At 64.2% G+C, this 11,451-nt stretch carries 9 protein-coding genes; 6 read left to right on the top strand and 3 right to left on the bottom strand.

Features of this window, described 5'->3' with window-relative positions:
- The 4 genes from rpsU to ABI660_RS13380 form a co-directional block, all read left to right on the top strand.
- A partial coding sequence (gene rpsU / locus ABI660_RS13395) for a 30S ribosomal protein S21 (protein WP_348068773.1) occupies positions 1-197 on the top strand: 197 nt, incomplete at its 5' end.
- A 101-nt stretch (positions 198-298) separates the two neighbouring features.
- The gene (locus ABI660_RS13390; protein WP_348068771.1) at positions 299-745 is read left to right on the top strand and encodes a GatB/YqeY domain-containing protein; all 447 of its coding nucleotides are present in this window, start codon (positions 299-301) and stop codon (positions 743-745) included.
- A 60-nt stretch (positions 746-805) separates the two neighbouring features.
- A complete protein-coding gene (locus tag ABI660_RS13385) occupies positions 806-1,045 on the top strand; it encodes a plasmid stabilization protein (protein WP_348068769.1) in 240 nt (79 codons plus the stop codon).
- 9 nt (positions 1,046-1,054) lie between these two features.
- Positions 1,055-1,489 (top strand): type II toxin-antitoxin system VapC family toxin, encoded by a 435-nt coding sequence (locus ABI660_RS13380; RefSeq protein ID WP_348068767.1) that lies wholly within the window; start codon positions 1,055-1,057, stop codon positions 1,487-1,489.
- Positions 1,490-1,610: 121 nt separating this feature from the next.
- Here the strand turns inward: ABI660_RS13380 and pmbA are convergent, their stop codons facing one another.
- Complete coding sequence (gene pmbA, locus ABI660_RS13375; protein ID WP_348068765.1) at positions 1,611-3,023, bottom strand: metalloprotease PmbA; 1,413 nt, start codon at positions 3,021-3,023, stop codon at positions 1,611-1,613.
- Positions 3,024-3,047: 24 nt separating this feature from the next.
- Here pmbA and yjgA point away from each other — a divergent pair, with 24 nt between their 5' ends.
- Positions 3,048-3,635 carry a ribosome biogenesis factor YjgA gene (yjgA, locus tag ABI660_RS13370; RefSeq protein WP_348068763.1) on the top strand — a complete coding sequence of 196 codons (588 nt, stop codon included), beginning with the start codon at positions 3,048-3,050 and terminating at the stop codon, positions 3,633-3,635.
- 2 nt (positions 3,636-3,637) lie between these two features.
- Positions 3,638-4,228 carry a molybdopterin adenylyltransferase gene (gene mog / locus ABI660_RS13365; RefSeq protein ID WP_348068761.1) on the top strand — a complete coding sequence of 197 codons (591 nt, stop codon included), beginning with the start codon at positions 3,638-3,640 and terminating at the stop codon, positions 4,226-4,228.
- Positions 4,229-4,335: 107 nt separating this feature from the next.
- Here the strand turns inward: mog and ABI660_RS13360 are convergent, their stop codons facing one another.
- Together ABI660_RS13360 and ABI660_RS13355 are read right to left on the bottom strand one after the other, a co-directional pair.
- The gene (locus ABI660_RS13360; RefSeq protein ID WP_348068759.1) at positions 4,336-7,152 is read right to left on the bottom strand and encodes a DUF349 domain-containing protein; all 2,817 of its coding nucleotides are present in this window, start codon (positions 7,150-7,152) and stop codon (positions 4,336-4,338) included.
- A 191-nt stretch (positions 7,153-7,343) separates the two neighbouring features.
- Positions 7,344-11,267, bottom strand: coding sequence for a DUF748 domain-containing protein (locus ABI660_RS13355; protein ID WP_348068757.1), 3,924 nt, complete (start codon positions 11,265-11,267; stop codon positions 7,344-7,346).
- Positions 11,268-11,451: the final 184 nt, after the last annotated feature.

Genomic DNA, 11,451 nt, shown 5'->3' with positions numbered 1-11,451 from the left:
TAAAAGACAATGAGCCCTTCGACGTGGCTCTGCGCCGTTTCAAGCGCACCATCGAAAAACTCGGCCTGCTGACCGACCTGCGCGCCCGCGAGTTCTACGAAAAGCCAACCGCCGAGCGCAAGCGCAAGAAGGCAGCCGCCGTCAAGCGCAACTACAAGCGTATCCGCTCGATGCAACTGCCTAAAAAGCTGTACTAAAAGTACACGCCTCACGGCAAACCAAAAGCCCGCACGAGGACGCTCTGCGGGCTTTTGTGTTTTTGAATCCTTTTGACCGTAACCATTTCCTGGAGACCGCCATGCCCCTCAAAGACCAGATCACCGAAGACATGAAAACCGCCATGCGCGCCAAGGACAGCGAGCGCCTGGGCACCATCCGCCTGCTGCTGGCGGCCCTCAAGCAAAAAGAGGTCGATGAACGCGTGGTGCTCGACGATGCCGCCGTGGTCGCCATCATCGACAAGCTGATCAAGCAGCGCAAGGACTCGCTGGAAGCCTTCCAGAAGGCCGAGCGCAAAGACCTCGCCGACAAGGAAGCCGCCGAACTGGTGGTGCTGCAGGCCTACCTGCCGGCCCGCCTGAGCGCCGACGAAGTCGCCGCCGAAGTCAAGGCCATCGTCAGCCAACTGGGCGCCAGCGGGCCCGGCGACATGGGCAAGGTCATGGGTGCGGTGAAAGCCAAGCTGGCCGGCAAGGCCGACATGGGCCAAGTGTCGGCTGCGGTCAAGGCGGCGCTGGCTGGCTGACTTGCTTTGACAGCATTGCATGCATTGACTACAATGCATGCAACTGTACAGGAGTTTGCCATGGGAACACTTACCGTCCGGAATCTCGACGAATCCGTCAAAACCAAGCTTCGCATTCGAGCCGCCCAGCATGGCTGGGCCATGGAGGAGGAAGTGCGGCGCGTCCTGACGCAGGCCACACTGGGTGTGGGCCAGGAGGCAGCCTTGGGCAGCCGCATTCATGCGCGCTTCAAGGCATTAGGTGGAGGTGGCCTGGATGTGGCTGCCCGCAGCGCCCCGCGCCCCGCCCCCAAGTTTTAAAGCCTGCGCGTGTATTTGCTCGATACCAATGTGCTGTCGGAGCTAATGCGTCCGACGCCTTCGCCTCAGGTTCTGCAGTGGATGGATGCGCAAGCCGCGCAGAGTTTGTACACCAGCGCCATCACCCGGGCGGAGATTGAATTGGGCCTCGCCCTGCTGCCGAAAAGCAAACGTCACCAGGCTTTGTCCACTCAATCCAAGGCCATGTTTGAAGAAGACTTTTCAGGGCGCTGTTTGGCTTTTGACGAAAGTTGCGCACCGATTTATGGCGTGCTGGTGGCGGCCAGAACTCGCCAAGGCCGTCCAATATCTGTGGAAGATGCGCAAATCGCCGCAGTGTGCCTGGCGCACCAGAAAACGCTCGTCACCAGAAACACCGCTGACTTCGAGAACATCGAAGCGCTGCGCATGATCAATCCCTGGACAGTGAGCGGCGCCGCGTAATCTTGGCCGCAGCACTCTTGTCTCTACAAGCAGGGGGCGCGGGTCCGGCTCTGCCAGCCCGCAGGCGCAGCGGCCCCCTCGGGGGGCAGGGAGCTACACGCAGTGAGCGACCGTGGGGGCTTTAACTCCCCGCCACCTTCATACGGTTAATGAGAATGGAGCCCACACTCTTGGCACCGTAGTTGTAAACATCGGCCCCCACAGCCTGAATGCCCATCAGCATGTCCTTGAGGTTGCCGGCGATCGTGATCTCTTCCACCGGAAAGGCGATCTGCCCTTTCTCGACCCAGAAACCCGAAGCCCCGCGCGAATAGTCGCCGGTCACGTAGTTCACGCCCTGGCCCATCAACTCGGTCACGAAGAGGCCCGTGCCCAGCTTTTTGAGCATGGCGTCAAGGTCATCACCCGCAGCCGTCTGCCGGCTGCTCAGCACCAGGTTGTGGGAACCGCCGGCATTGCCGGTGGTGCGCATGCCCAGCTTGCGAGCGGAGTAAGTGCTCAGGAAATAGCCGCGCACAATGCCGGCTTCGACCACCTTGCGTGCGCGCGTTTTCACACCTTCTTCGTCAAACGGCGCACTGCCCTTGCCCTTGAGCAGATGCGGGTCTTCGCTGATGTCGATGTGCGCCGGAAAAGCCGGCTTGCCCAGGCTGCCCAGCAGGAAAGTGCTCTTGCGGTACAGGGCGCCGCCGCTGACGGCCTGTACAAAGCCGCCCAGCAGGCCGGCGGCCAATGGTGACTCGAACAGCACCGGGCATTGCACGGTCTTGATCTTGCGGCTGTTCAGGCGCGCCAGCGCGCGTTCTGCGGCGTAACGGCCCACGGCCTCGGGGCTGGCGAGCTCGCTGGCGTCACGCATGGAGCTGTACCAGGCATCGCGCTGCATCTGGCTGCCCTTGCCGGCGATAGGCGCGACCGAAATGCTGTGCCGTGAACTCGCATACCCGCCGCGGAACCCGCGCGTGTGCGCGCTGAAAAAATGGCTTTGCTGCGCCGAGACGCCGGCGCCTTCGCTGTTAGTGATGCGTTTGCTGGTGCTCAGGGCGGCCTCTTCGCATTGCAGCGCCAGGCGCGCCGCACCTTCGGAGTCGATGGCCCAGGGGTGGAACAGGTCCAGCTCGGGATGCACGCGCGCAATGTCGCGGTCGGCGGGCAGGCCGGATGTCTTGTCTTCAGCGGTGAAACGCGCGATGTCGTAGGCCGCCTTCACGGTCTGCTCGATGGCTGCTTTCGAAAAATCACTGGTCGATGCGTTGCCGCGTTTCTGGCCGACATAAACGGTGATGCCGAGTGATTTGTCGCGGTTGCGTTCGACATTTTCAAGTTCGCCCTTGCGCACGCTGACACTCAGGCCGCAGCCTTCGGAAGCTTCGGCGGCGGCATCGGTGGCACCTATCTTTTTGGCGTGCGCCAGGGCGCTGTCAACCAGGTCTTCAAAAAAATCACGGTGGTAGCTGAAGCCTTTTTCCGGTTGCGCTGGGGGTCGGCCCGCCCGTTTGGGGCTGGAGGAAATCTTGGAGGTCTTGAGGGTCATAGGGTAGCTATGATACTGACTGCTATGAACAACAAGACTCCCAAGGCTATCAAGGGCTACTGGTCCCACGGCCGCTTCGTCAAACCCGAAGAAATCGCGCTGGAAGAAGTGGGCCCGCCCAGCAAGACCCAGCTCAAGGCCGAAGCCGACGAAAAACAGGCTCTGGGTGAAGCCCTGCTCACCCTGCGCGCCGATTTGATGGCGCGCCTGGACCTGCCCGAAAAACTCATTGACGCGATCGCCCAGGCCAAAAAAATCACCAACTTCGAAGGCAAACGCCGGCAAATGCAGTTCATCGGCAAGCTGATGCGCCCGCTGGACACCGAGCCGATTCGTGCCGCGATTGATGAGCAGAAAAACGGCTCGGCCCAGCTCACACTGGCCCTGCATCTGGCCGAGCAATGGCGCGACAAGCTGATCACTTCCGACGATGCGTTGGGTGACTGGCTGGCCGAACATCCGGACACCGACGCGCAGCAGCTGCGCGCCCTGGTGCGCCAGGCACGCAAGGACGCCAAACCCGAAAAACCAGGCGAGGCGCCGCGGCACGGCAAGTCCTACCGCGAGATATTCCAGCTGGTGCGGCAGACGCTGGCGCCAGAGGCACCCTGAGCATGGCCCACGATGCAGTGAAGATTGGCATTGTCTCGGTCAGCGACCGGGCGTCCAGCGGTGTCTACGAAGACAAGGGCCTGCCCGCGCTGAAAGAGTGGCTGGGCCGCGCGCTGCGCAACCCCATTGAATTTGCCGAGCGCCTGATTCCTGATGAGCAGGCGCACATCAGTGCCACGCTGATCGAGCTGGTCGATGCCGGCTGTTCGCTGGTGCTAACCACCGGCGGCACAGGCCCGGCCCTGCGCGACGTGACACCCGAAGCCACGCTGGCGGTGGCGCACAAGGAGATGCCGGGTTTTGGCGAGCAGATGCGGCAGATCAGCCTGAAGTTTGTGCCGACGGCCATCCTCTCGCGCCAGGTGGCCGTGATCCGCGGCCAGAGCCTGATCCTCAACCTGCCCGGCCAGCCCAAGGCGATTGCCGAAACGCTGGAAGGCCTGAAAAATGCCGATGGCTCGCAGGCAGTCGCCGGCATTTTTGCGGCCGTGCCGTATTGCATCGATTTGATAGGCGGGCCCTACCTGGAAACCGACGAGGCGGTGTGCAAGGCCTTCCGGCCCAAATCGGCGATTCGAGCGGTTTCGGCCTGATTTTTTAGATCAAATCGGCTTCCAGCCCTTGTGCAGCGGGGGCCAGAAGCTACTTATTTCATAGCAACTGTCAGCACCGCGCTGCGCCCTATCCCCAAGCTGCCCACTCAGCGCTTGAGCAGCGCCTTCAGCACATTCTGCAAACGCCGAACGTGCGCCGCGTCATAAGGCGCGGCCAGCACCTTGGCCGTGTCTTCACCCCAGGTCTGCGCCGGTGTCGGATCGTTGCGTTTGGTCAGCAAGACCAGTTGCAGCATGCGGCGTGCACTCAGATGCTCGGCCGGCGTTGGCAGCTCGGCAGCGATTTCCAGGCGCAGCAGCGTGTCCGCGGCATCGCCTTTCGGCGCGGACGACAGTGCCTGTGTCCAGGCGCTGCGTGTGGCCGGCGTCACCAGTTTGCCTAATTCCTGTGCGGCAGGCACCAGGGCCGGATCGCGTTGCTCCCAGCCTTTGAGCAGGTTGGTCAGCACCTCGCCATGCGCCTGTTCAGACAACTTTCTCAAAGCCTGCTGGGCGTGCTCGAAAGCTTCACGCTGCGCGCGGAAAGCTGCGTCACCCAGGCGTGGGCCGCGCTCTTCGTAGGCTGGGCGGTCGTTGAAACGGCCTTCGCGCTCGGGGCGGTAGGGTTCAAACTTGTTGTCGGCTGGCCGGTTGCCGCGGCCGTCGGGTTTGCTGCCGCCGGGACGTGCATCCTTGCGGTCGCCAAACTTGCCGCCGCGTCCTGCGGGCGTGGCTTCGGCCTTGCGCATGCCGGGGCGGTCGTCGCCGCGCATGGCCACCACGGGCTTGGCGGGTTTCGGGGGCGGTGCCGGCGGCGCGGCGGCGGCCGGCGCTTCGGCGCCCTCCTCCGCTGCAGGCTCCGCTGCTTCTGCGGGAGCGGCGTCTTCCGCTATGGTTTCAGGAGCTGCTTGCGCAGGCGCATCAAGGGCTGGCGCCTGATTTGATTCAGCATTCTGCGGCACAGCGCCATCTGCAGCCGGTGCGCTGGCGGCAGGAGCCGCCGCTACGGCCGGCTTGAACTGGCCACGCAAACCGGCTTCCAGGTCTGCCATCGCGGTGCGGATTTTCTGCACGTCGCCCGTGGCATTGGCAGCGTCAAGTGCCTTCGACAGCTCCAGCACCATGCGGTCGTGTTCACCCAAGGCAGACGCGGCTTTTTCGCGTTCGGCGGTCTTGCGCTGGAAGGCATCGTCGATCGGCTTTCGGAAAGCGTCCCAGAGTTTTTGCTCCTGCTTGCGCTCGATAGGCACAGCCTGGGCCTCATGTTGCCAGCGCTGCTGCAGGTGCTTGACGGCATCGATGTGCAGCTGCGGCTCGGCGCCCAGCACCTGCGCCTCTTCAATCATCGCCTTGCGGTGTGCCAGGCTTTCGGCGCGCGCGGCTTTCAGCGGTGCATCGGCGGCATCCATGGCCGCTTTCCACTGCGGCTGGATCTCGGCAAAGGCCTTTTCGCCCAGATGGCCCGCGGCCGTCCATTTTTCGACAAAGCCGTTGAGGCTGCGGATCTGGTACTTCCAGTCGGTGTTGCCCTTGTTGGCTTCTGCCCATGCCAATACTTCGTCAATCAGCGAGCGGCGCTCGGCCTTCACGGCTTCACTTTGCTCCTTGACTTTCTCCAACCACGCCTCGACAACCTTGTGGGCTTCGTTGCAGGCGTCGTCAAAACGCTTCCACATCGCGTGGTTGGGTGTGCCGCCCTGGTCACTGGTTTTCCAGAGTTCGCGCATGGCGCGCAGCGCTTCCTGCTGCTTGCGCCCGCCCAGGGGCTTGGCGACCAGTGCTTCGGCCTTGGCCACCAGTTCTTCGCGGATTTGGTCGGCACGCCAGCGCTGCCAGCCTTCGAGTTCCCCAGCCGCGGTGAGCGCGGCGTGAGCGGCGGCTTCGAGTGCGTTGTCGATGTTGCGGATGTTTTCCTTGAGCGCCTGGCGCAGCTCGGCGGCCACCTTGGGCGTGGACTTGCCGTGGCCTTCGGTGACTTCATGCTCAAGCTTGGCGAGCGCGGCCTGCACGATGGCGGCGGACTTTTCACGCATGTCCTTGAGCACGGTGGGATCAATTTTTGCCTTGGGCGCGCGCGCAGGCTGCTCGCCCGCGGCGGCATCACCGGCACGCGGCAGACCCCGCGCACCGCGCAACTCGTCGGCCCAGACCGGCACGGCAGGCAGCGGCGCGGCGGCGTCTTCGGCAGCGGCAACGGCCAGCGAGAGTGCAGCCTGGAAGGCCTCCCACACCGCGAGCAACTGGCCGCGCGAGGCATCGAGCATGGGCGGAAACTTCGCGTCCACGCTGGACCAGTTGGCGTCTTGCACCAGCTCGTCGGCTTCGGCCTGCCAGTGCGTCACATCGGCGCGCAGCGTATCCCACGCGGCCTGCGCGTCGCGCCATGACTTGGTGGACAGAACCTCGACGCGCTGGGCCATCAGCACGGCGGCTTCACGCTGCACCTGGGCGCGGTGCTGCAGGTCCTCAATCGTCTTGACGCGGTCGGCGAGCTGCGCTTTCAGGCCGGCCAGCGGCTCGCGCGACAGCGGCGCACCGGCCTTGGCGGCGTCGCGCTGCCAGGCCAGGGCGTCAGCCATGTTGAGCTTTTTCAGGGCCAGCAGGGCATTGCCTTTTTCTGCCCATTCGGCGGCCACGGCTTCCTGGCTTTTCAGGCGCTTAGCTTCATCCAGCTTTTCCTTCAGCGGCTTGGCAGCGCCCTTGTCGCGGTTGGCCAGGTCTTTGTAGACCTCGGCCATCTGCTCGGCGCTGGGGCCGGTGGCTAGCCACTCGCGAATGCGTGTGGTGCGCTCACCAGACGTGGGCGCAGAGAAAGCGCCGCCGGTCAGGCCGTCCAGGGGATGGCTCTCGGCGCTCCGGGCGGGAGGCGTTTTCACGGCGGGAGTTTCGGGCTTGGAAGATTTGGACATGGGGAAACGCAGCATATGAATAGGTGGAACCGGCGAAGCGGAATCTTCGGGAATCTGGAAATTGCAGGTCTGCCTTTTGGACTCTCGGGCTGTTGGCGTCAACAGGCAAAGACAGGACCGGCGTAAAAAAGAGGAGCCGCTGGACAGATGTCCGCGACCCCGACCCAAGCTTCAGAAATAAAGCAATGCGGCTATTTTCGCTGTTTTTACGGCATCGCCAAATTAAGTTCAGCACGCGGTGTCCATTTGGCGTCTGCAGGCGCGTTTTTGGGCACGCCGAGGAAGAGCCTGGCGGGTGGCAAACCGCTGGCCGCCAGGTAGTCCTTGACGGCCACCGCACGCTGCACCGCCAGTTCGCGCAGGGCGCTGTCATCGGCCACGATGCCGGCCATCAGCAGCTTTTCCATCTCCGGCACCGGCAGGTCTTTGGCCAGCCCGACCATGTTGCGCGGCTTGGCCATCTCAGCGCGCTGGTAGACCGCCTTGAGCAGCGCCGGGTATTCGGCCGGGCTGACGCTGATGGCTGCCGTGCTGCTGCCCCCTTCCCTGACAGTGGCACGGCGCTTTTCGGCACGCACCATCTCCGCGAGCCGTTCGCGTTTGAAGCCGTCGCGTTCGGCCTCGAGGCTGCTCGTGCCCACCACCGTGAGCTGGAGCGCGGGCCGCTCGGTCAGCGCCTTGGCCACTTTGTCGAGCCCGGCCCGGGCTTGCGGCGCCAGCTGCGCGCTGCCGGCCGCAAAGCCCACCGTGCCCAGCTCTTCACCACCGCCGCCCAGCGCATGGGCCAGCAGGCTGAAGGGCGCGGCAATGGCCTTGACGATCAGGTTGAGGACGACCTTCACGATGACAGGGCCCAGGCTGAACTGCGGGTCGTTGAGTGAGCCGCTGATGGGCAGATCCACGTCGATCACGCCATGGCGGTCGGCCAGCAGGGCCACGGCCAGCTTGACCGGCAGGCTGGCGGTCGAACCTTCCACCTTGTCGCCAAAACTGAGCTGGTTCAGCACCAGCTTGTTGCTGGCCGTCAGTTGGCCATCGGGGCGCACCACGTAATTGACATCAACGCTGAGCTTGCCGCGGGTAATGCCATAACCCGAATACTTGACCGAGTACGGCGAAAGCGGTGGTAGCTCGAGGTCGCGCACCTTGCCCTGGATGTCGAGCGCCAGGGGCTGGGCCAGCGGGTTGAGCTTGCCCAGAATCTCCAGCGAAGCCGTGCTCTCGGCCTTGCCGCGCAGCTCCAGGTCGGCCATGGGGGGCGCCGTGCCGGCGGGTGTTCCGGGCGCTACCGAGGAAAAGGCGCCCAGCCTGCCCGTCAGCTCGCTCAGGTTGGCCGAGTAGCTGGGTTTGACAAAGCGATCGGAAAACAGGACCTTGCCCTTGACCAGGCGCATCGGCCCGAAGTTCATGACAGGCGCAGGGCCGGCAGGACCTGCTGCCCCCGCGGGTGGCGGCACGGTGGCAGTTTTCACATCTTTTATGCCATTAGCCCCCGTCGCTGCTTCGCCAGCAGCTATCGTTTTTGGAGCATTCTGCGGCACAGCAGTTGGTGGTTTGAGCAGGTCCTGCAGGTTGATGCGGCCCTCCGGCGTGATGATCACCCGGGCGAAAAAATCGGTCAGCAGCGTTTCCTTCACATCAACACGCATGGCCCGCGCCGGATCCAGCGCCACATGCAGGCCGCGCAGGTTCAGCGATTTCCAGGCCAGCAGTTCCTCGCTGGGCGCCAGCGTGTTGGCACGAAACTCTTCCAGCGCCAAGTCGCCCGTCAGCTGTGCCAGCGGCCCGGCCGGCGTTTGCCGGTAAGCCACACGGCCCTTGAAGCTGGCGTCGGCGCGCAGCAAATCGATATTGACGGTGTCCGTGAAGTACGGTTCAAACACCTGCACCGGCAGCCTGTCGATAGTCAGGCGCCCCTGGGCCTGGACCGGGCTCAAGCCGAGCTCACCGTTGAAAGCCAGCTTGCCGGGCGCCAGGCGGCCCGAGCCCGCCCCCAGGCGCAGCGAAGCATTCAGTGGCATGGCTTTGGCAGGCTGAGCTTTGGCAGCGTCGTCAAGGACCAGGCCCCCCAGCCGCGCATTGGCAGCCGTAACTTCAAACGCCACGGGTTTGGCGCCCGCCTTGTCGGAGAAAGACAGGGCGCCGCCTTCGAGCTGCACGTCATGGATGGCCACCGACCAGGACGGCGCAGCCGCAGCAGCCGCAGCATCGGTCTTCGGAGCCGGCTTGTTCTCCGCCTTGCCCTGGGCCACCATCCAGCGCTCGTACATCCAGCGCTGGTCGCTGCCCCGCTCCACCAGGGCTTTGGGTTGCATCAGTTGCATGCTGGCGGCCTTAAAGCGCCGGCCTGTCACGTCGATCTCCACCTGCCCCAGCGCCACCCGCTTGATGGACACCAGTGAGTTCTTGCCCTGGGCCAGTTGGACATCGCTGACGGTCATCTGCGGCGCCGTGAGCTGCAGCACCTGCGCCGCGTCGCTGCCGGCCGCCTGCCAGCTCACGCCAAGCTGCGCATCGAGCTGGCCATTGAGCGCCGGCAACAGGAACTGGCCAACATACTTGGCCGCCATATTGAGCGGCCAGGCGGCAACATTCGCCGTGGCCTGGGCCGCCCGGTCGGTCGCGCTGCCGCTGAAGCTCAGCAGCGCCAGCGTGGCTGGAGCCGCCGGCACGGTTTTCCTGTTCCTGGAAACCGGTACGGCAGGGACCTCCAGCCCCAGCGACCCGTCGAACTTCAGGGGTGCGTCCGCCGCAAAGGGAAAACGGATGGACGAGGCATTGAGCGCCACACCCGTCAGGCGTATCTGCGCCGGGGATGCCAGGGTTTCGTCGAGCCAGTTCACCTTGCCTGCGCGCACGGCCACACTGCCGACCTCGACACGCCACGGCGCCAGGGTGCTTGGGGGCTGGGGCTGGGAAGCTCTCGGGGCACTAGTGGCTCCGGCGGGCGGCTGCGCCTCGCTTCTGGAGTCATTTTGGCCCGCAGCCCTTTCTGGTCGCGCGCTGGCTGCTCCGTTATTGATAGCGTCACGAGCTGGCGGCAGCAGCGTCAGGCGCCCCGCGCGGTCGCGAATCAGGTCCAGCACCGGCGCGCTGAGTGTCACCGTGGAAAGCTTGACCGAGCGCTCCAGCGGCCGAACGTCGTCCATCTCCATCTGCAGCCGCTCGAAAGCCAGCAGGTCGCGGCTGTTGGCCTGGGTGTCAAGCAGGCGGACCTGCTCGGCGGTCACTGTGCCTGACAAGCGAACCACCGTGGCCGGTGTCTGCTCGAACGCCACCTTGACATCGGCCTGGACCACCGCGCTGTGCAGCCTGAGCGGCAGGCCGGCCGGCCAGTAGGCCAGGTAGGGGCGCAGGTCCAAGCCACGCAGCGCGAGTGTGGCATCGGTTTTGTGCGTCTGCGCAAAGGGCGTTCCCACGGCAGAGGTGTCGAAGCTGCCACCGTTGAGCTTGAAAGCGAGGTGCGGCGCCGTCTTGACTTCGCGTTGCGACCGCAGATTGCTCAAAAAGGGGACTGAGACATTCAGCTCACGCAGAACGTGGGTCTTCCCCGCGGGCGTGTCGGTAAAGTCCAGGGAACCGCCGCTGAGCACCAGGTTGTAGAGGGCAAAGCGCAGCGGACTGCTGGCCGGCGCATCCGCAGGTGTCTTCAGGCGCTCGAGGATGTCGTCGATGTCGTAGCGCCCCTGGCCCAGGTGGTTCAAAGAGAGCACGGGCTCTTCGACCTGAATGGCGTCGGCCACGGGCGCTAGCCGCAACAGGGACTGCATCTCTGCATCTATATAGAGGCGCTTGATTTTCAGCTGGGGCAAGTCCGGGGCACCCGTTGCCTGCGCCATGGCCCCAGACGGGCTGCCCGCCTTGGCGATGGCGAACTCGCTGATCGTCAACTCCAGCGACCAGGGTTTGAAGTCCACGGCGCCCACCGTGACCTGCCGGCCCAGTTTTTCGGAGCCGATCCGTTCGATTTGCGCCTTCAGGAGCACAGGAACCGCGGCATACCCCAGGGCCCAGATGAACAACAAGGCCGCAACAACCCAGACGGCGCGGCGCTGCCACCGGGGCGACCGAAACACTGCTTCGGCCTGGGCCGGGAATGTTTTCCAGAAGCTCCGGAGCTTGCTTTTCAATTCGAGGCTTGGCATAGGCGGACAAATAAAAACCCCGGGCAGCAAAGCCGACCGGGGTTGACGGCGGGCGTAATGCTCATGCCGTCTGGCTTCGCAAAGAAGAGAAGTTCGTCTCCAGTGCGATGAAAGCAAGTGATTGCTTTCAGTTTGCCAGGATTGGTTACCCGGCGAATGCTCGAGGTAC

It is taken from the genome of Polaromonas sp., from assembly GCF_039930745.1.
Classification (GTDB): Bacteria; Pseudomonadota; Gammaproteobacteria; order Burkholderiales; family Burkholderiaceae_C; genus Polaromonas.
This window is presented reverse-complemented; position numbering and strand designations above follow the sequence as displayed.